Raw genomic sequence first — 18,823 nt, forward strand, 5'->3', positions numbered from 1 at the left:
TCGGTTCAGCGACCACCCAAGCGGCGCTCAGCTTCGTCCACCACCTCGCGCACCTCGGCCTCGCTCACCGGGATGAAGCGCCGTGCGGCATTACCGGGCAGTTCCACCATCACCAAATAGCCCTTGACCATGGGGTCGCCGTTGGCTCCTGGGCCTTGTGCAAAGGCGCTCGCAAAGGCCTGAGCGAGTTGGAGTTGGCCGCTGGCGCGCAGGCGCCCGGTGGTGGGGTCCCATTGCTCAGGGCTGGTCAGGCAACCGGCGGTGGGCGTGGCGGGGTAGTAGGGTGCGTTGCGGTAGTAGGCAGGGTTGACCACGCTACCGTGCATCAAGATTTCATCGCGGCCGGCGCGGCCAGCCAGCCAGGCTTCTTTGATGGGTTCCCAGTGGCGCCAGCTGGGCGGCAGCAGGCCTGCGTACAGGCCTTCGCTCCAGTCCAGATCACTGCCGTCCACCTGAAAGAATTCGGCCACACTGGCCTCGATCGGCAGCTTGGTCTCCAGAAATGGCGTGGGGCCGATGGTCGGATTGCTGGCGGTGCTGGCGCCGCGCACCGCAAATATGCCTTGGGGCGTGTCGCCCAGGGTGATGGTGCCGGGCAGATGCGCCAGGGCACGCGCGAGTTGCGGCACTTGGAACAGATGGCCGTCGGGCGTGCGCACAAAGCGGCCGTCAGACCCTCGTAAAATCGCCAGCCCCAGCACCTCGCGGCCCGGGCGCTGCAGGCTGAAAACGACGGGAAAGCCCGGGCGCAAAGGCGCAGCCAGCAACTCAGCCAGCGGAGGCGAAGTGCTGCCAGGGCTGTCTTGCAAGACACGGCCCAGTGCGCGCAGGCGGGGCTCGTTCTGCCAGGTCGGGAATTGCGCCTGCATCAGCGTTTGAATTTGTACAGCGGCGGCAGGCCGCACTTCAGCGGTGAGCGGCTTGAGCAGCGTATAGGCGGCGATGGCGAACTCACGCGGTGTGTGCAATTGCGGCAGCAGCGGCCACAGCAGCGGAGCGGCCTCGGCTGCGTAAAACGCGTAAACGCCAGACAGCACGCTGCGCTGCGCCTCGCCGGTTTGCGCTGTCAGGCCGGGCAGGGCCGCCAGGGTGGGGCCGCGTGCGGCGTCGATGTCGGTGTTGTAGAGCAGCACGGCGGACAAGATGTCAGGCAGCGCGGCCTGCGCGGCATGACCCGGGGGCAGGGCCAGGCGCTCGTGCAGCAGGCGCAGGTCCCGCGTCCGCTGTGCTTGTTCCACCTCGGCCTGGGTGGCTTGCCAATGAAAATCAGCGGGCTGGTAGGCCAGCAAGGCCTGCGTGCTGTGGCGCTGTCCGGGCACAGCGTCCGGCGCCCGCGTGGCGCAGGCGCTCAGCAGTGCCAGTGCGGCGGCCATCAAGGGCTTTTGGAGCGGGTTCAGAGTCAAGGGATGTCCTGCAGTATGCTGCCGACCACGCGCTAGGCCTGCGGTCGGGTTTGCGTCGTCAACACACCTTCAAAGGATAGGTATGAATTGGGCTGATCTCGTGATTGTGCTGGCGCTTTGCCAGTTTTTCTTTTTTGGTGCGTTGGTGGGGCAGGCTCGGGGTAAATATGGTGTCGCCGCACCCGCCGTCAGCGGCCATGAGATGTTCGAGCGCCTGTACCGCGTGCAGATGAACACCTTGGAGCTGCTGATGGTCTTTGTTCCCGCCATCGCCCTGGCCGCCAAGTACTGGTCACCAGTTTGGGCGGCGGGCCTGGGCGTGGTGTATCTGGTCGGTCGCATGATTTATTGGCGCACCTATGTCGCCAATCCTGCCAGCCGCAGCCTGGGCTTTGGCCTGAGTGCCGGCCCGGCACTGGCCTTGCTGGTTGGTGCGCTGGTGGGCATGGCCCGGCAAGGCGGGCTGTTCTGATTTCGCTGGAATAACGTTTTATTCCAACTGATGGCAGGCCACCTGCCTGCCGTCGAGTTCACGCAGCAGCGGCGCCTCTTGCGCGCAACGCGCAACGGCCAGCGGGCACCGCCCGTGAAAGGCGCAGCCGCTGGGAGGGTTCAGGGGGCTGGGCAACTCGCCGTGGATCTGGATGCGGGTCCGCCGGTCAGCGGCGTGCAGGGCCGGCGTGGCGCTCATCAGCGCCTGCGTGTAGGGGTGCAACGGCCGGGCGAACATCGTCGCCTTGGGGCCCATCTCCACCGCGCGGCCCAGGTACATCACCATCACTTCATCGGCCACATGCTCGACCACACTCAGGTTGTGCGAGATGAAGACGTAGGCGTAGCCGAATTCGGCTTGCAGGTCCATAAAGAGGTTGAGGATCTGCGCCTGGATCGACACGTCTAGAGCTGACACGGGTTCATCCGCCACCACCACTTTTGGCCGCAGAATCATGGCCCTGGCAATGGCAATGCGCTGACGTTGGCCGCCAGAGAACATGTGGGGATAACGTCTGAGATGCTCGGTGCGCAAGCCCACCTTGTGCAGCAGTGATTCAATGCGCGCGAGCCGCTCCGCCTTGTTCAGTGTGGTGTTGATCTTCAACGGCTCTTCCAGCGTGGCCTGTACTGTATGGCGCGGGTTGAGCGAGGTGAAGGGGTTCTGGAACACCATTTGCACCTGTTGGCGCAAGGCTTTAAGCGTGGCCTTCGACGCACTGGCCGCATCGACCCCGCCAAAGTGCAGGGCACCGGCGCTGGGCGACTCGATCAGGGTCAGTTGGCGGGCCAGGGTGGATTTTCCGCAGCCCGACTCACCCACCACGGCCAGTGTTTGCCCCATCTTCAGCTGGAAGCTCACGCCGTCCAGGGCCTTGACCGTTGCAGCGGGCTTGAACAGGCCACGGCCTACCCGGTAATGGCGGGCCAGGTCTTGCGCCTGCAAGAGCACGTGGGCGTCAGACATGGCGGTGTTCTCCGCTTGCTGTCCCGGTCGAAGCCGTTGAACCTAATGGGTAGAAACAACGCACACCCTCTTTGAGGGAAGGGCGCTCAGTGGCACACCGGCCCTGGGCCTGGGGGCAGCGTGGTGCCAGCAGGCATCCACGCGGGCGGTCTTGCGCGCCGGGCACGATGCCGGGCAGTGCGGCAAGGCGCCTGGCGCCGCGGTTGTGCTCGGGGACCGCCGCGAGCAGGGCGGCGGTGTAGGGGTGTTGAGGGCGCTCGAACAATTCAGGCACCGCACCGGTCTCGACCACCTGGCCGGCGTACATCACCGCCACCTGATTGCGCCCGGCCTGGGCCATTTCGGCCACCACGGCCAGGTCGTGGGTGATCAAGATCAAGGCCATGCCGTGCTCGCGCTGCAAGCGCAGCAGCAGGTCCATGATCTGGGCCTGGATGGTGACGTCGAGCGCGGTGGTGGGCTCGTCGGCAATCAGCAGCCGGGGCTTGCAGGCGATGGCCATGGCGATCATGACGCGTTGGCTCATGCCGCCGGAGAGCTCGTGCGGGTAGGCGTTCAGGCGATTCACGGCGTCGGGGATTTCCACCTGCTCCAGCAATTCCAGGGCGCGCCGGGTGGCTGCCGCGCCGCGCAGCCCCAGGTGCGCACGCAGCACCTCTGTGATCTGGAAACCCACGGTGTAGCTCGGATTCAGGCTGGACTGCGCGTCCTGAAACACCATGGCCATGTCTTTGCCGATCAGCTGGCGGCGTTGGCGCGGTGTGAGTTGCAGCAAGTTTTGGCCCTGGAATTCAAGCGCGTCCGCGCTGACCTGGCCGGCCGCGTCGATCAAGCCCATCACGGCGAGCATGCTGACCGATTTGCCGGAGCCGGACTCACCCACGATGCCCAGCAGATGGCCGGCTTCCAGCGTCAGGTCCAGGCTCTCCACGGCGTGCAAGCCGTTGAAGTTCACTTGCAGGTTTTTGATGTTCAGCAGCGCCATGCTCAGCTCATCCGCTTCAATTTGGGGTCCAGCGCGTCGCGCAGGCCATCCCCCATCAAATTGATGGAGAGCACGGTGACGAGAATGGCCAGGCCGGGCAGAGTCACCACCCAGGGCGCGCGCTGGATGTAGTCGCGTGCGGCGGAAAGCATGGTGCCCCACTCGGCGGTGGGCGCTTGCACGCCAAGCCCGAGAAAGCCCAGACCGGCCGTTTCCAGAATGGCAGAGGAGAAGCTCAGCGAGGCGTTCACGATCAGTGGGGCCATGCAGTTAGGCAGCACGCAGTCGAACATCAGCCGCAGGGTGCCCGCGCCGGCCACGCGGCTGGCGGTCACGTAGTCTTTGGGGATTTCCGCCAGGGCGGCGGCGCGAGTCAGGCGGGTGTAGCCGGGCAGCGCGCCGATGGCGATGGCGATCACGGTGTTGAGTAGGCCGGGGCCTAACACCGTGATCACGCAGATGGCCAACAGCAGCCCCGGCAGGGCCAGCATGATGTCCATCACCCGCATGATCAGCGGCGAGGCGAGCTTCTGGAAGAAGGCGGCCGACAAGCCCAGCAAAACACCCGGCAGGAGCGAGAGCAGCACCGAGGCCAGGCCGATGCCCATGGACACGCGCCCGCCGTGCAGCAAGCGCGAGAAGATGTCGCGGCCCAGCTCGTCGGTGCCAAGCAAAAACTTGGCGCTGCCCTGCGCCTGCCAGACGGGCGGCGTGAGCATGTGCTCGCGGTACTGCCAGGTGGGGCTGTGCGGCGCCAGCCAGGGTGCCAGCAGCGAGGCCAGGGCGATCAGCGTAAAGACGCACAGCGCGATCAATGCTCCCCGGTTGGCCGCAAAGGCGCGCCAGAACTCGCGCTGTGCAGACAGGGGCGGGGGCGCCGCTTCTGAGGGGTCTTGGTCGACGTGGCTGAGTTCGAAGTCCGTCATGGATGTGAGTTAGGGCCAGGCCTCAATGGGGGGAACGGATGCGCGGGTTGACCACACCGTAGAGCAGGTCCACCACGAGGTTCACCCCGATGAAGGTCAGCGCTGAAATCAGGATGCCGGCTTGCACCACGGGGTAGTCGCGGCGGGCGATGGCGTCGATCAGCCATTTGCCGATGCCGGGCCAGGAGAAAATGGTTTCAGTCAGCACGGCGCCCGCCAGCAGGCTGCCTGTTTGCATGCCGATGATCGTGAGCACCGGAATCAGCGCATTGCGCAGCGCGTGCACGGCCACCACGCGGGCGGGGCTGAGGCCTTTGGCGCGCGCGGTGCGGATGTAGTCCTCGCGCAGCACCTCCAGCATGGCGCTGCGCGTCATGCGGGCCACCACCGCCAGGGTTCCGGTGCCCAGCACCAGGGCCGGCAGCAGCAGGTGGAGGCAGGCCGATTTAAAGGCGCCAGCCTCCCCGGAATTCCAGGCGTCCACGAGCATGAAGCCGGTGCGCATGGTGGGGTCGTATTCCACGCTGATGCGGCCCGAAATCGGTGTCCACGACAGACCCACCGAGAAGAACATGATGAGGACCAGCCCCCACCAGAACACGGGCATGGAGTAGCCCACCGTGGCCAGGCCCATCACCCCCTGATCGACCCAGGAGCCGCGTCGCAGGCTGGCCCACATGCCCAGCAGCAAGCCCACACTGACCGCCAGCAGCAGGGCGCACGAGGCCAGCTCGACGGTGGCGGGAAACAGCACGGCGAACTCGCGCGCCACTGGCTCGCGGCTGACCAGGCTCTGCCCCAAATCGCCGTGGGCGAGCTTGCCGAGGTAGTCGAAATACTGTTGGTGCAGGGGCTGATCCAGGCCCATTCGATGCACCAGGGCGGCATGGGCGGCGGGGTCGAGCTGGCGCTCACCCATCATGATCTCGATGGGGTCGCCCGGCACCAGCCGGATCAGGCCGAACGCAACCGCGGTGATGCCGATGAGAGTCGGGATCAGGGTGGCCAGCTTTTTAAGCAGAAAGGTCAGCACGGTGGTGGTTGTGGCGGGGCGGGGGCTGGGGTGTCAGTGCGGGTGTCTCAGTACTTGGACGGGTTCACCTTGGGCAGGAGTGCCCCGGTGTTGCCGGCACCCGCGCCCGCTCCTGAACCCGTTCCAGCGCCGGGTTGAGGCGCCAGCAGCATGCCGCCGGCCAGGTTCACCACGTCGAGCAGCGCAGCGGTTTCAGCGTCCATTGCGCCGCTGTAATCGCTGGGCCGGTATTTCATTTGGAAGGTGGCAATCACGTTTTTGGTGAGCGAGTCCAGCTCGCCGCTGCGTGGCACCGCGTAGCCGAAGCGTGACAGCTTGTCTTGAAACCAAGCGGCGTCAGGCGGAACTGATTCATACAGGGATTTGCGCAAGCCGACCTGCAGGGGGTCGGGCCAGGGAATCAGGCCGGCATCGGCCAGCTGCTTCCACGGGAACAATGGGCCGGGGTCTTGCTTGCGGCCGGGTGCAATGTCGGCATGGCCCAGAATGCGCTCGGGCTTGATCTGGTGGCGGGTTTGAATATCGCGCACCAGCTTGATGACCTCGTCGATCTGTTTCTGCGGAAAGGGCGCGTAGACGCGGCCCTGCGGCGTTTCGGTGAAGCCGGGGTTGACGATCTCGATGCCGATGGAGGCTGAATTCAGGTTCTGGCTGCTGCCCCAGCTGCTTGCACCCGCGTGCCAGGAGCGGCGGTTCTCGTCGACGATGTAGTAGCTGATGGCCGGCTCGTCGCGCACCAGGTAGTGGCTGCTGACCAGGCCGCCGGTGGTCAGCACGCGCAGCGACTTTTCCCAGTCCAGCGCGGTGTAGTGCAGGATCAGAAACTGCGCCCGGCTGTCTTGCGCTACCGAGGTGAAGCTCTTGTCGATGTGTGGCGGCGGCGGGCCCACCGGCGTGCGCGGCGTGCTGGCGCATGCGCTCATCAATAAAGCACTGGTGAGGGCGGTGAGCAGGACGGTGGTCTTCATGCGGGGAACTGGGTGGGCTGCGTTTTGGGCTGCGTTTCGGCAAGGGGATGGCGTGATTGTTGCAGGCCTGGCCGGCCTCATTCCTTCAACCAGCCGATGCGGCCCTGGCCGGCCTCGTTGAGGCGGGCCACCAGGGTGGCGGCAGCAGTTTCAGGCAGGCTGAAATGGGCCTGCACCTGCGCGCCATGCTCCACCGCCAGCAGCGTGGCGCCGGCGGCCTCGATTTCGCGCCGCAGCAAGCCTTCAAACGCGTAGGGCAGGGTGCAGAGCAAGGTTTGCTGGCGCAGCAGAGGAATTTTCTCGGCCTTCTGCAGCGCCTGCGCCACGGCATCGGTGTAGGCCCGCACCAGGCCGCCTGCGCCCAGCTTGGTGCCACCCCAGTAGCGCACCACCGTGGCCAGCGCGCCCTCCAGGTCTTGGTGCCGCATCACCTCCAGCATCGGCCGCCCGGCAGTGCCGCTGGGCTCGCCATCGTCCACCGCCGCTGACTGCCCGCCGGCCAGCAAGGCCCAGCACACATGCACCGCGCCGGGGTGTTCGGCGCGCAGCGCGGCCACCCGGGCGGTGGCCAGGGCGCGGTCGGCCATGGGCTCCACGCAGGCGATGAAGCGGCTTTTCTTGATGATCAATTCGCTGTGAACGGGGTGGGCAAGGGTGCAGGCCATGGGGGGATTGTCGGTGCTGCCGAGTGCGACAATCCCACCACTATGCTGAAGTTCGAACTGCTCAAGACCGAGGGCCGCGCACGCCGCGGCCAGATGACGCTCAACCATGGGGTGGTGCAGACGCCCATCTTCATGCCCGTGGGCACCTATGGCACCGTCAAGGGCGTGATGCCGCGCTCGCTCGAGGAGGCGGGGGCGCAGATCATTCTGGGCAACACCTTTCACCTGTGGCTGCGCCCGGGCCTGGACATCTTGCGCCAGTTTGGCGGCCTGCACCGCTTCGAGAGCTGGGACAAGCCCATCCTCACCGACAGCGGCGGCTTCCAGGTTTGGAGCCTGGGCGAGATGCGCAAGATCAGCGAGGAGGGCGTCAAGTTCGCCTCGCCGGTGAACGGCGACAAGCTCTTTTTGACGCCCGAGATCAGCATGCAGATCCAGACCGTGCTGAACAGCGACATCGTCATGCAATTCGACGAATGCACGCCCTACGAGACCAAGGGCCATCTCACCACCGAGAAAGAGGCCCGCGTCTCTATGGAGATGAGCCTGCGCTGGGCCAAGCGCTGCCAGGACGAATTTGCCCGGCTTGAAAACCCGAACGCGCTGTTCGGCATCGTGCAGGGCGGCATGTTTGAGAGCCTGCGCGACCATTCCCTGGCCGGCCTGGCTGCCCTGGACCTGCCGGGTTATGCCATCGGTGGCCTGAGCGTGGGTGAACCCAAGGAAGATATGCAGCGCGTGCTGGCCCACATCGGCCATCAACTGCCCGCTGACAAACCGCGTTACCTGATGGGTGTGGGCACGCCGGAAGATTTGATCGAAGGCGTCAGCCAGGGTATCGACATGTTCGACTGCGTGATGCCTACGCGCAATGCCCGCAACGGCCACCTGTTCACCCGCTTTGGCGACCTGCGCTTGCGCAACGCCCGCTACAAGACGGACGAGCGCCCCGTGGACGAAACCTGTAGCTGCTACTGCTGCAAGAACTTCTCCCGTGCCTATCTGCATCACCTGGACCGCTGCGGCGAGATGCTGGGCCCCATGCTGGCCAGCATTCATAACATTCACTACTACCTGAATCTGATGCAGGACGTGCGCGATGCGCTGGAGCAGCCTGCTCAGGGCGGCATGGGTGGATTCGAGGCCTTCAAGCTGAAATTTGCAGCCGATCGGGCGCGGGGTGTCTGAACCTGATTTCACCCTGTAGGTCATCCAAAATGACCCCCATCAAAAGGTGGTCAAGCCTATGGAACACGACAACAGCGCTCAAGCCAAGGCGAAGTTTTCTGAGTTGGTGCAGCGTGCACTGGCCGGAGAAGACGCGGTGACTGCGCGCGACAACCGGCCGCCCATCAATTTCAGCCATTGCCCCTGGAACTCAGTCACAGCTTGCGCGTGGCCAGCCTACCCTGGCATCACCGTGCCCCTTTTGATCGCCTGCTGATTGCGCAGTGCCAAGTCGAAGGCTTGACGCTGGGGAGCGCCGACAAAACGCCAGCCGCCTACAGCGTGCCCTTGATCCGCTGATGGCGGCCCCCATCTGCTGTGGATGCAACCTCATCCTGCCTCTAGGCACGTGCCTGTATGCCTTTTGGCAAGGGCCCGCTTTGCCGGCATGATGGCCCCATGTTGAAAGCCCTGCTCGCCCCCCTGGTCTGGCTGCTTCGGCTGCTGCTGGCGCTGATCATCTTGTTCGAGGAATGGGGCTGGGTGCCTTTGTCCCGGCTGCTGGCGCGCTTGGGGGATTGGCCGCCGTTTCGTGCTTTTGCGCCCTGGGTACGCGGCTTGCCGCCTTACGCGGCGCTGGCGCTGCTGGTTTTGCCCAGCCTGTTGATCATCCCGGTCAAATTGCTGGCTTTGTGGCTCATTGCCCACGGCCGGGTGGTGCTGGGGGTGGGCGTCATCATGGCCGCCAAGGTGGTGGGCACGGCGCTGGTGGCGCGGCTGTTTCAGCTGATTCAACCGGCCTTGATGCGGCTGCGCTGGTTTGTGCCGCTCTACCAGCGCTGGAGCGCCTGGAAGCAAGAGCTGCTGGCGTGGGTGCATGCCCAGCCGTTCTGGCGCATGGCGCGTGTCATCAAGCGGCAACTGGGCAGGCGCCTGCGGCAGGCTTGGTCTAAGCGTCGTTGAGCAGTTGCGCCACCTCGCGCTGCAGCTTGGGTAGATCGACATCGGCTGCGGCCATCGGTGCGCCTGCCGAAAGGCTGACGCGGCTGAACAGGCCGCGGCGGAAGGGCTTCACCATGGCGCCTGCGGGCTCGATGCGTGAGAAGTACGAGCCCCATAGATTGCCCAGCGCCATGGGGATGACGGGCAGATTCGGTTGACCCTCCAGCAGCTTCATCACGCCGCCTTTGAAGGGCTGCAACTGCCCATCGCGGGTGATACCGCCTTCAGGAAAGATACACACCAAATCACCCTCGGCCAGCACCTGGCGGGCACGCTGGAAGGCCTTCTCGTAAGTGGCCGGGTTCTCCTTCTGCGGGGCGATGGGCACGGCCTTGGCCAAGCGAAACAAGCCCCCCAACACCGGTGTGGCAAAGATGCGGTGGTCCATCAAGAAGCAGATGGGCCGTGGGCTGGCGGCCATCAGCAGCACCGCGTCGATGAAGGACACATGGTTGCATACCAGCACCGCCGCGCCCTGGGTCGGGATGTTGGCGTCGCCCCGCAGCTTGAAGCGGTAGACCAGGCGTGAGATCACGAAAGCGATGAATCGCAGCAGGTACTCCGGCATCAGCACGCAGATGTACAAGGCCATCACGGCATTGGCCAAACCCACCGCCAGGAAGATCTCGGGCACGGTGAATCCGGCACCCATCAGCACGCCGGCCAGCAGCGAGCTGGCCACCATGAAGAGCGCGTTGAGGATGTTGTTTGCCGCGATGATGCGGGCGCGATGCGAGGGCTGCGAGCGCAGTTGGATCAGTGCATACATCGGCACGCTGTACAAGCCGGTGAACAAGGCCAGCAGGCCCAGATCGGCCAGCACCCGCCAGTGCGCGGCGTGGCTGAGAAATTCACCCACGCTTTGCAGCGGCACCGCTGGCAGGCCGCGCGAGGCGAAGTAGAGGTCCACCGCAAACACCGTCATGCCCAGCGAGCCAAGCGGCACGAGGCCGATTTCGACATGCCGGTGCGACAGCAGTTCGCACAGCAACGCGCCCACGCCCACGCCGACCGAGAACACCACCAGCAGCATTGAGGCGACCTGGCTTTCACCGTGCAGCACGTCTTTGGCAAAGTTGGGGAAATTGGCCAGAAAGACCACGCCGAAGAACCACATCCACGAGATGCCCAGCAGCGAGCGGAACACCACGATGTTCTCGCGTGCCAGCCGCAGATTGCGCCAGGTTTCGGTGAAGGGGTTCCAGTTGATGTGCAAGCGAGGGTCGGCCGCCGGGCTGTGCGGGACGAACTGCACCGCCAGCCGGCCTAGTAGGGCTACCGTGAAGCAGGCCAGGCCGGTGTAGAAGGCGCCCACTTCGGGCTGGGCGATCAAGACGCCGCCGAGCACATTGCCCAGGATGATGGCCACGAAGGTGCCCATCTCGACCATGCCGTTGCCGCCGGTGATTTCTTTCTCGCTCAACTGCTGCGGCAGGTAGGCAAACTTCACCGGGCCGAACAAGGTCGAGTGCATGCCCATCATGAACACGCAACCCAGCAGGGCCGGCACTTGCTGTTGCCAGAAGCCCCACAGCGCCACGGCCATGATGGCGATCTCGAAATTCTTGACCAGCCGCATCAGGCGCGACTTTTCGTATTTGTCCGCCAACTGCCCGCTGGTGGCCGAGAACAGCACGAAGGGCAGGATGAACAGCGCCGCAATCACCAGGCCAGCCTGCGCCGGCGGCAACCAGCTCAGGCTCAGCTGGTAGGTGACCATCACGGTCAATGCGAACTTGGAGATATTGTCATTGGCCGCGCCGAGAAACTGGGTCCAGAAGAAGGGTGCGAAGCGGCTCTGCTTGAGCAGGCCGAATTGGCTCACCGGGGCGTTGTTCGGGGGTGTGGATGCATTCAAGGCAGGCTCGATCTCAGCGTGGGTGAGAGGGGGGTGAAGGCGGCGGAGGCAATTTACGGCCGCCTGTGGCGGCACATGGGTGGCCTATCGGTGGCGCTATCACCAGAACTGCCACTGGCCAGAGTGCACCACCCACAGGCCCAGGGCGCCGTTGGTGACGGCGTGCGCAATCACCGCCGTCCAGAGCTTGCCGGTGCGCATATACAAGTAGGCATAGGCCAGGCCGGCGACGATGGCGGCCAGCCACAAGGTGTGGGCCAGCATGAAGACGAAGGTGCTCAACATGATGGGTTTGAGGCCGACGCCGCGTGGGTCAACGGTTTCGAATTGCGGCGACACGATCCAGCGCATCAGGAAGGCGCGCCAGAACAGTTCTTCCATCACGGGCACGATCAAGGCGGCGCCGGTCCAGCGCAGCGCAATCAAGGGCCAAATTTTGTGGCCCTGCAGGTCCAGCGGCAAAAAGCTGGCGGTGGGCTCACCGATCTGCATCCACGGTGCATCCAGGTGAATCCACAGCACGAACACCAGCAAGCCGACGGCAATGCTCAGCAGGGTGTCGCGCCGGCCGGGCAAATTCTGCCGCGCCAGTTCACCATAGCCGCGCCAATGCCAGGCCAATGCCGCGCCGACGATGAACACGCTGGCGCCGTAGATCCAGCGGGCGTCGAAGTCTGCATCCGTAGGCAGATAACCCCGCAGGCCCAGCAGCAGCATGAACAGGGCGAAGGGGATGATTCGGGCCAGGGCGGCGGGGCTCAGGCCAGTGGGCGTGGCGGTCTTCATGGCGATGACGAGGGTGAGGGCTGAAGGGCTGTGGGGTTGGGGCCCCGCAGCGTAACCCGAAACCAAGGCATTTTGGCCGCGCTGCGCGCCGCCAGCGTGCCCAACCCGTCAGGCCGCCCGTTGCTCCAGCAGGAAATTGGCGCCGTCGTACTGGCCGAGCTTTTCGACCAGGTAGGGCAGGCATTCCTGCAATTCATCGTGCAAGGTGTAGGGCGGGTTGATGATGAACATGCCGCTGCCCAGCATGCCAAAGGCGCGTGAGTCGCTTTGCTGCTGCACCGTCAGTCGCACGTGCAGCCAGCCCTTTTTGGCGCCCACGCCGGCATCGGCGGCGGCCTTGAGGCGCTGCGGCAACTGGGCCGATTCGAGCAACTGCAGCTGTGGGTACCAGACCATGAAAACGCCGTCGGCAAACTTTTCCAGCCCTTCGCGCACGGCGGTGATGACCTTGCCGTAATCGGTCTTGAGCTCGTAGGAGGGGTCCATCAGCACCACGCCGCGGCGCGAGGGTGGTGGCAGTTCACCGCGCAGCGAACTGAAGCCGTCCTTGTCGCTGACCTGGGTGTTGGGGCGGGTCGACAGATAGGTGTCGAGAATGCGGTAGTCGGTGGGGTGCAGTTCGTAGCAGCGCAGCCGGTCTTGTTCGCGCATCAGCAAGTTGGCGATGGCGGGCGAGCCGGGGTACTGGCGCAACTGGCCACCGCTGTTGAAGGCGCGGATGGGCTCAAGATAACGCGCCAACGGAGCGGGCAGGTCCTTGGCATCCCATAACTTCGAGATGCCATGCACGTACTCGCCCTTTTTCTGGGCGTACTGGCCCTCGATGGAGTAGCCGCCGGCCCCGGCGTGGGTGTCGACCAGGGTGTAGGGTTTTTCTTTTTCCGCCATATGGCGGAGCACCTCGGACAAAACGAGGTGTTTGAGGACATCGGCATGGTTGCCGGCGTGAAAGGCGTGTCGGTAGGCGAGCATGGCTGAACTGTAGCCTGACCCGGCCCGAAACTCACGGAAACTGGAAGGCGCCGGGATGAATGGCCGGCCGCTCCAGGGCCAACGTGCCGCGTGGCGCCAGGAATTGGCGCGTCGGCCGCAGGCTGAGGCCGTCGACTTCGCCCGGGTCCACTGCCTTGCCACGCACCTTGGCGTCGGGGCGCAAATGGTAGTTGTCGCGGCTGGCCAGCACGAAGACGTTCAGGTCAACGGCGAAGTTGCCGGCACTCTCCCATGCGGGATCGGCCGGCACCTTGGGGTTGCCGGCCCACAGGTTGTTGATGAGGCGCACTTTGTCTGCGCCGGGGCTGACCCGCAGAAATACACCGTTACTGGGGCGCATGTCGATCAAGGTGTTGTTGATCAGATGCAACTCGTTGCGCGGGCCGCTGTAGCCTTCAGCGCCGAAAGAGACGATGTGGGGGTTTTCGGTCTCGGCGCTTTGCTGGATCACATTGCCCACCACGAGTGCCACGCCGCCGTTGGGCAGGTCGATCTCGTAGCTGGCGCGCCCGCCGATTTCGTCCGTCAGGCGGTTGTAGAAGATGTGGCTGACGGCGGCGCGGCTCTTCAGCAGATGGCCCGACTGGCCGTGGTGGAAGTAGCTGCCCACCACGCGCAGATGGCCGATGGCGCCGACGTAGATATTGTGGTTCTTGCCGTCACGGCGAATGATGGTGCCGAACTCGCAGTCCTCGATGTCCAGCCGCACCGTCGGGTCGTTGCTGGTGAGCACGCCGTTCTCGTTCATGTTGAAGCGGCAGTCGCGCAAGCTCAGAGAGCCCGCCTGCAGGCGGATGCCCGCACCGTTGTGATCCGGCACCTGGGCGCCCGAGAAGTCGAAGCCTTCAATCAGCATGTCCCGACCGCTGGTGACAAAGGTGCCCTTGCCCTGGGCGTTAGCACCGGCAGCCTCCATGTGCACCCGGCCGCCGACGGCCTTGAGATGCAGGTCGTGCTGGGTCCAAACGGCCACATCGCCGGTGTATTCACCCGCGTCGACCTCGATCCGCATGCCGTCTTTGGCCTCGCGGGCCGCAGCGGCCAGGCTTCTCACGCCGCGCGTCGGGCCCACTTGCAGCACCGGCCGGTTGCTGGGAGTGTTCGCCGCCAGATGGGGCGGCAACAGCAGGCCCGAACTGGCGGCCAAGCCCCATTGCAGAACGTGGCGGCGTTGGGGCGCGAAGGGCTTTTTCGTCATGGCGAAGACCTGCTGAAATGAGTCATTATGGGCGGGGCACCGGGGCGATCTTGTGACAGGCGCCGTCCGGGGCGCTCAGGCGCGAAACTTGGCGCGAAACAGCTCGGGGATGCTCATTTCACGCGGTCCAGGGCGCAATTCAAACGATTGCCCGGCTTGCAGCGTGCCGGGCGTCTTGACGGCCAGATAAAAGCCGCACCAACCGCTTTGCCCCATCAGCTTGACGGCCTGGTTGAAGCCCATCACCGCATTGAACTTGAAGCAGGGAAAGCGCGGCTCGCTCACCACCAGCGCACAGTTGGGGAATTGCAGCACATCGCCGATCCAGACCTGGTTTTCCAGCAGTCCGCTGAGGGTCAGGTTCTCGCCCATGGCGCCGTGAGCCAGGGGTGCGTCGGGTGCGGCCACCTTGGCCTGCGCACGCACCGTCTGCCAAAAGGCGTAATGCTCGGCCGGGTAGGCATACACCGCCTTGCTCAGGCCGCCATGCACGCTGAGGTCGGCCTGCTCGTCACCCGCCAGGCCCAGCGCCTCGACACGCAGCGGACCTGGCTGTGCGGTCTTGCGGATGCCGCTGGGTACGCTTTGCCCTCCCGGGATGGGCAGCGGCTGGGCAAGGGCGGTGTTGAGGCTGAGCAGTTTCATGCGCGGAGTTTAGCGAGCGCTGAGCGGGCAAGCCGGATCCTGCCACCCCAAAGTTAGGCCCCTCTGACTTTTCAAGCGCGCCAGGCCTGCGGCATTTCCAGCGTCTGGATTTCGTTCAGCGTGTGAGCCATGTTCACCACTGGGCCGATGACGAGAATGGCAGGGCTGCTGATGGCCTCGCGGCGCAAGGTGGCAGGCAGTTCAGCCAGGGTGCAGATCACTGAGCGCTGCTGCAAGGTGTGGGTGGCAGAAATGGCGGCGGCGGGCGTATCGAGCGGCAGGCCACCGTCTTCACTCAGGGCGGCCACGAGGCTTTCGACCCGCGCAAGGCCCATATAGATCACCAGCGTCAGGCCGCTGCGTGCCAGGGCATGCCAGTTGGGACCCGTCGGGGCATTTGGGCCATTCTGGCCCGTGCCTGCCTGTGCATCCTCGCGGTTATGACCGGTGACGAAGGCTACGCCGGGCGCGTGGCGCCGGTCGGTTACCGGGATGCCGATGCTGGCGGGTGCGGCGATGCCGGCCGTCAGGCCGCTCACCACTTCCACCGTGATGCCGGCGGCGCGCAGGGCGTCCATCTCCTCGCCACCGCGGCCGAACACAAAGGGGTCGCCGCCCTTGAGGCGTACCACGTTCAGCCCCGCCGAGGCTTCGCGGATCATCAGTTCATGGATGAAGCGCTGCTCGGTAGACACGCACCCGCCGCGCTTGCCCACGTAGACGATGCGGGCCCCCGGCTTCACCAAGGCCAGCACGCGGGCGTCCACCAGATCGTCGCTGAGCACCACGTCGGCGGCCTGCAGCCGGTGCAGGGCGCGCACGGTCAGCAATTCTGGGTCGCCGGGGCCTGCACCCACCAGACTGATTGGGCCGATCTTGTTCATGGCATCACCTTTTCGAGACAGGGGGTTTGGGTTTCAAGACGGCGCAGCGTGGGCAGGCAGGAGCCGCATTGGGTGCCGCAGCGCAGGGTGTCTTGCAAAGCTTGCAGGCGCACTTGCTGCGAGCCTGGGGTTTGCTTGAGCTGTGCGCAGATGCGGGCTTCCGACACGTCCAGGCAGTTGCAGATTTGGGGGCTGCGGGCGGCGCTCTGGGTGTTGGCCGCCATCGGGTGCGGCGACAGCAGTTGGGCGCCCAGGGCCGCCACAGGTGAGGCGTCGCGCCACAGGTTCAGCAGCCAGGCGCCGGCTTCGGCCTCGCCCACCAGTAGCAGGGCGCGCAGGCGAGCGTCGGGGCCGGCCTTGTCCAGGCCAAGGCTGCGGCTGCGCCCGCGCTGGGTGTCGGCATAACGCAATACTTGCGCGCCACTCAGGCCTAGCAGCTTGGTCAGCCGGGCCAACAGCTCGGGGGCTGCGGCCTGGGCGGAGGCCGCTTCAAAGCGCCAGCCTTGTAGGTTGGCGTTGGCGTCGGTACTTGGTGCCGCCACAGGCACGCAGCTGGTGTAGGCGAATTCACCCATCAGGGCGCGCAGGCCGGCCCGCAGTGTCGCGGCCTCGGTGGGCGCACACCAGATGGCAGCGCTGAGCCGCCAGGGCAGCTCGACACGTTGCACCTGAATGGCCGCGAACTTCAGCTCGGGCTGCTTGGAGTCGGGGCAGAAAGCCTTGTTGGTGAGCGCATTCACACCGGCCAAGCGCCGGCCTTGGGCGTCTTGCCCGGAGACAAATTCTTCACCCCAGTGCATGGGCAGATAGGCCTGGGCGGGGCGTGCATCGGCATCGGCCTGCACTGGCAGGATAAGGCTGCCATGGCGTGAGCTGACCTGGGCCAAGTCACCGTCTTTGAGGCCGCGCAGCGGCAGGTCTTGGGGATGCAGGCGCAGGGTCGGTGCAGGCTCGTGGCCAAACAGGCGCGGCACCACGCCGCTGCGGCTCATGCCGTGCCATTGGTCACGCAGGCGGCCGGTGGTGAGGCTGAGTGGGTAGCGGGCGTCGAGTTTGTCTTGCGGTGCCTTCCAAGGCTGGGCGATGAAGCGGGCGCGGCCATTCGGGGTGGCGAAGTGGCCGTCTTCGTAAAGCCGTTGGGCGCCTTGCGCGGCGCCGGCCGGGAAGGGCCATTGCTGCGGCCCGCTTTGGTCGAGCAGGGCATAGCTGAGGCCGCCGATGTCGAGGTCGCGGCCCACGGTGGCGGCGCGGTGCTCCAGCCAGAGGTCTTCAGCCGTTTCGTAGGTGAACATCGGACGGGCAGCTTGCTTCAGCATAGGCTCCAGCAGACGAGCGACGTCGCGCACGATCTGCCAGTCGGGCCGCGCCTCGCCGGGCGGGGCGATGGCGGCGCGCACGCGGCTGATGCGCCGCTCGCTGTTGGTGACGGTGCCTTCCTTTTCGCCCCAGGTGGCGGCGGGCAGCAGCACATCGGCATAGGCGGCGGTGGCGGTGTCGGCAAAGGCTTCTTGCAGGATCACCAACTCGCAGCGCTCCAGCGCGCGCCGCACCAGGGCTTGGTCGGGCAGGGATTGGGCGGGGTTGGTGCAGGCAATCCACAGTACCTTGATGTCACCGGCGGCGGCGGCTTCAAACAGCTCCACCGCAGTCTTGCCGGGGGTGGCGGGCAGGGCGTCAACGCCCCACAGGCGGGCCACTTCGGCGCGGTCGTCGGCCAAGTTGGGGTCGCGGTGGCCGGGCAGCAGGCTGGCCATGCCGCCCACTTCACGCCCGCCCATGGCATTGGGCTGGCCGGTGAGCGAGAAAGGGCCCGCGCCGGGGCGGCCAATCTGCCCACAGGCCAGGTGCAGATTGATGAGCGCGGTGTTTTTGGCGCTGCCGCTGGTGCTTTGGTTCAAGCCTTGGCAGTACAGCGAGAGCGTGGCGGGCGATTCGGCAAACCAACGCGCGGCTTTCAGCAGATCAGCCTCTTGAATGCCGCAGATGCGGGCGGCTTCACGCGGGGTCATGGTGCGCACCAGGGTCTTGAGCGCGTCGAAGCTTGCGCCTTCGGTGTGCTTGGCCATGAAGTCGCGGTCCAGCCAGCCTTCCCAGATGCAGGCATGCAGCAAGCCGTGGCACAGGGCCACATCGGTGCCGGGCAGGATTTGCAGATGCAGGTCGGCCAAGTCGGCGCTCTCGGTGCGGCGCGGGTCGACGACGATGATCTTCATCTCCGGCCGCTTGGCCTTGGCGGCTTCTAGGCGGCGGAACAAGATGGGGTGGGCCCAGGCCGGGTTGGCGCCGGTGATGAACACGCAGTCGGTGTGGTCCAGGTCTTCGTAGCAAGTGGGCGGGGCGTCGCTGCCCAGGCTTTGCTTGTAGCCCACCACGGCCGAGCTCATGCACAGGCGCGAGTTGCTGTCGATGTTGTTGGTGCCCAGCAGCCCGCGTGCCAGCTTGTTGAAGGCTTGGTAGTCTTCGGTCAGCAGTTGGCCGGAGATGTAGAGGCCGATGGCGTCGGGCCCGTGCTGGGCATGCACTGCGGCAATACGCTGCGCCAACTGCTGATGGGTTTGGGCCCAGCTCAGCGGCTCGGCTGCGGCGCCGCGTGCGGGCCGCCAGGCGGGCTGCAGCAGGCGACGGGTTTGGCGCACCAGCGGGGTGGCGGTGAGATGCAGGGTCGAGCCCTTGCTGCACAGGCGGCCGAAGTTGGCGGGGTGATCGGGGTCGCCGCGCACGCCCACGATTTCGCCCTGACTGGTGTCGTCGCCCGTGCTATCAATGATCACCCCACAGCCCACCCCACAGTACGGGCAGGTGGAGCGGGTGGATCGAGTTTGAACCTGAACCTTGTCCATCATGTGCAAAC

General features: G+C 65.5%; 18 protein-coding genes. 4 read left to right on the forward strand and 14 right to left on the reverse strand.

The window, feature by feature from the left end:
• Positions 1-5: 5 nt before the first annotated feature.
• Complete coding sequence (locus PRZ01_RS15610; RefSeq protein WP_273597726.1) at positions 6-1,403, reverse strand: hypothetical protein; 1,398 nt, start codon at positions 1,401-1,403, stop codon at positions 6-8.
• A gap of 82 nt (positions 1,404-1,485) precedes the next feature.
• Here PRZ01_RS15610 and PRZ01_RS15615 point away from each other — a divergent pair, with 82 nt between their 5' ends.
• Positions 1,486-1,875: an MAPEG family protein gene (locus PRZ01_RS15615; RefSeq protein WP_273597727.1), complete on the forward strand. Its 390-nt coding sequence runs from the start codon at positions 1,486-1,488 to the stop codon at positions 1,873-1,875.
• A gap of 18 nt (positions 1,876-1,893) precedes the next feature.
• Here the strand turns inward: PRZ01_RS15615 and PRZ01_RS15620 are convergent, their stop codons facing one another.
• From PRZ01_RS15620 to PRZ01_RS15645, 6 genes are all read right to left on the reverse strand, one after another.
• Positions 1,894-2,862, reverse strand: coding sequence for a peptide ABC transporter ATP-binding protein (locus tag PRZ01_RS15620; protein WP_273597728.1), 969 nt, complete (start codon positions 2,860-2,862; stop codon positions 1,894-1,896).
• Complete coding sequence (locus PRZ01_RS15625; RefSeq protein ID WP_273597729.1) at positions 2,855-3,847, reverse strand: ABC transporter ATP-binding protein; 993 nt, start codon at positions 3,845-3,847, stop codon at positions 2,855-2,857. Before PRZ01_RS15625 ends, PRZ01_RS15620 begins: the two co-directional genes overlap by 8 nt.
• A 2-nt stretch (positions 3,848-3,849) precedes the next feature.
• A complete protein-coding gene (locus PRZ01_RS15630) occupies positions 3,850-4,773 on the reverse strand; it encodes an ABC transporter permease subunit (RefSeq protein WP_273597730.1) in 924 nt (307 codons plus the stop codon).
• Between the two features lie 22 nt (positions 4,774-4,795).
• Complete coding sequence (locus PRZ01_RS15635) at positions 4,796-5,806, reverse strand: ABC transporter permease (protein WP_273597731.1); 1,011 nt, start codon at positions 5,804-5,806, stop codon at positions 4,796-4,798.
• Between the two features lie 47 nt (positions 5,807-5,853).
• Positions 5,854-6,774: an N-acetylmuramoyl-L-alanine amidase gene (locus PRZ01_RS15640; RefSeq protein WP_273597732.1), complete on the reverse strand. Its 921-nt coding sequence runs from the start codon at positions 6,772-6,774 to the stop codon at positions 5,854-5,856.
• A 77-nt stretch (positions 6,775-6,851) separates the two neighbouring features.
• Entirely contained in the window at positions 6,852-7,439 is a 588-nt protein-coding gene (locus PRZ01_RS15645) for an IMPACT family protein (RefSeq protein ID WP_273597733.1), read from the reverse strand.
• Between the two features lie 42 nt (positions 7,440-7,481).
• Between PRZ01_RS15645 and tgt the strand changes: the two genes are divergently transcribed.
• The 3 genes from tgt (at position 7,482) to PRZ01_RS15660 (ending at position 9,569) form a co-directional block, all read left to right on the forward strand.
• A complete protein-coding gene (gene tgt, locus PRZ01_RS15650; protein WP_273597734.1) occupies positions 7,482-8,627 on the forward strand; it encodes a tRNA guanosine(34) transglycosylase Tgt in 1,146 nt (381 codons plus the stop codon).
• A 58-nt stretch (positions 8,628-8,685) separates the two neighbouring features.
• The gene (locus tag PRZ01_RS15655; protein WP_273597735.1) at positions 8,686-8,883 is read left to right on the forward strand and encodes a type II toxin-antitoxin system Phd/YefM family antitoxin; all 198 of its coding nucleotides are present in this window, start codon (positions 8,686-8,688) and stop codon (positions 8,881-8,883) included.
• A 182-nt stretch (positions 8,884-9,065) separates the two neighbouring features.
• Complete coding sequence (locus tag PRZ01_RS15660; RefSeq protein WP_273597736.1) at positions 9,066-9,569, forward strand: hypothetical protein; 504 nt, start codon at positions 9,066-9,068, stop codon at positions 9,567-9,569.
• Here PRZ01_RS15660 and PRZ01_RS15665 read toward each other — a convergent pair.
• The 7 genes from PRZ01_RS15665 to PRZ01_RS15695 all read right to left on the reverse strand — a co-directional run bounded on the left by PRZ01_RS15665 (position 9,556) and on the right by PRZ01_RS15695 (position 18,815).
• Positions 9,556-11,466: an MFS transporter gene (locus PRZ01_RS15665; RefSeq protein WP_273597737.1), complete on the reverse strand. Its 1,911-nt coding sequence runs from the start codon at positions 11,464-11,466 to the stop codon at positions 9,556-9,558. The two genes, PRZ01_RS15660 and PRZ01_RS15665, sit on opposite strands and share 14 nt — an antisense overlap.
• Before the next feature lie 99 nt (positions 11,467-11,565).
• Entirely contained in the window at positions 11,566-12,252 is a 687-nt protein-coding gene (locus tag PRZ01_RS15670) for a CAAX prenyl protease-related protein (RefSeq protein ID WP_273597738.1), read from the reverse strand.
• Positions 12,253-12,360: 108 nt separating this feature from the next.
• Entirely contained in the window at positions 12,361-13,224 is an 864-nt protein-coding gene (locus PRZ01_RS15675; RefSeq protein ID WP_273597739.1) for a 23S rRNA (adenine(2030)-N(6))-methyltransferase RlmJ, read from the reverse strand.
• Between the two features lie 31 nt (positions 13,225-13,255).
• Positions 13,256-14,443 (reverse strand): right-handed parallel beta-helix repeat-containing protein, encoded by a 1,188-nt coding sequence (locus tag PRZ01_RS15680; RefSeq protein ID WP_273597740.1) that lies wholly within the window; start codon positions 14,441-14,443, stop codon positions 13,256-13,258.
• A 75-nt stretch (positions 14,444-14,518) separates the two neighbouring features.
• On the reverse strand, positions 14,519-15,088 hold the full coding sequence (locus tag PRZ01_RS15685) for an MOSC domain-containing protein (protein WP_273597741.1): 570 nt from the start codon (positions 15,086-15,088) through the stop codon (positions 14,519-14,521).
• 71 nt (positions 15,089-15,159) lie between these two features.
• Positions 15,160-15,972: a uroporphyrinogen-III C-methyltransferase gene (gene cobA, locus PRZ01_RS15690; protein ID WP_273597742.1), complete on the reverse strand. Its 813-nt coding sequence runs from the start codon at positions 15,970-15,972 to the stop codon at positions 15,160-15,162.
• Positions 15,969-18,815, reverse strand: a complete 2,847-nt coding sequence (locus PRZ01_RS15695) for a nitrate reductase (RefSeq protein ID WP_273597743.1) — start codon at positions 18,813-18,815, stop codon at positions 15,969-15,971. The genes cobA and PRZ01_RS15695 overlap by 4 nt, the downstream gene beginning before the upstream one ends.
• Positions 18,816-18,823 lie beyond the last annotated feature (8 nt).

It is taken from the genome of Roseateles koreensis (genome assembly GCF_028595305.1).
In the GTDB taxonomy this organism is placed as follows: Bacteria; Pseudomonadota; Gammaproteobacteria; order Burkholderiales; family Burkholderiaceae_C; genus Paucibacter_A; species Paucibacter_A koreensis.

Bases quoted from the DNA above. Each gene is read 5' to 3' on its own strand.
- PRZ01_RS15615 (WP_273597727.1), top strand. From the start codon at position 1,486: ATGAATTGGGCTGATCTCGTGATTGTGCTGGCGCTTTGCCAGTTTTTC.
- PRZ01_RS15620 (WP_273597728.1), bottom strand. From the start codon at position 2,862: ATGTCTGACGCCCACGTGCTCTTGCAGGCGCAAGACCTGGCCCGCCAT.
- PRZ01_RS15625 (WP_273597729.1), bottom strand. From the start codon at position 3,847: ATGGCGCTGCTGAACATCAAAAACCTGCAAGTGAACTTCAACGGCTTG.
- PRZ01_RS15630 (WP_273597730.1), bottom strand. From the start codon at position 4,773: ATGACGGACTTCGAACTCAGCCACGTCGACCAAGACCCCTCAGAAGCG.
- PRZ01_RS15640 (WP_273597732.1), bottom strand. From the start codon at position 6,774: ATGAAGACCACCGTCCTGCTCACCGCCCTCACCAGTGCTTTATTGATG.
- PRZ01_RS15645 (WP_273597733.1), bottom strand. From the start codon at position 7,439: ATGGCCTGCACCCTTGCCCACCCCGTTCACAGCGAATTGATCATCAAG.
- tgt (WP_273597734.1), top strand. From the start codon at position 7,482: ATGCTGAAGTTCGAACTGCTCAAGACCGAGGGCCGCGCACGCCGCGGC.
- PRZ01_RS15655 (WP_273597735.1), top strand. From the start codon at position 8,686: ATGGAACACGACAACAGCGCTCAAGCCAAGGCGAAGTTTTCTGAGTTG.
- PRZ01_RS15660 (WP_273597736.1), top strand. From the start codon at position 9,066: ATGTTGAAAGCCCTGCTCGCCCCCCTGGTCTGGCTGCTTCGGCTGCTG.
- PRZ01_RS15670 (WP_273597738.1), bottom strand. From the start codon at position 12,252: ATGAAGACCGCCACGCCCACTGGCCTGAGCCCCGCCGCCCTGGCCCGA.
- PRZ01_RS15675 (WP_273597739.1), bottom strand. From the start codon at position 13,224: ATGCTCGCCTACCGACACGCCTTTCACGCCGGCAACCATGCCGATGTC.
- PRZ01_RS15680 (WP_273597740.1), bottom strand. From the start codon at position 14,443: ATGACGAAAAAGCCCTTCGCGCCCCAACGCCGCCACGTTCTGCAATGG.
- PRZ01_RS15685 (WP_273597741.1), bottom strand. From the start codon at position 15,088: ATGAAACTGCTCAGCCTCAACACCGCCCTTGCCCAGCCGCTGCCCATC.
- cobA (WP_273597742.1), bottom strand. From the start codon at position 15,972: ATGAACAAGATCGGCCCAATCAGTCTGGTGGGTGCAGGCCCCGGCGAC.
- PRZ01_RS15695 (WP_273597743.1), bottom strand. From the start codon at position 18,815: ATGATGGACAAGGTTCAGGTTCAAACTCGATCCACCCGCTCCACCTGC.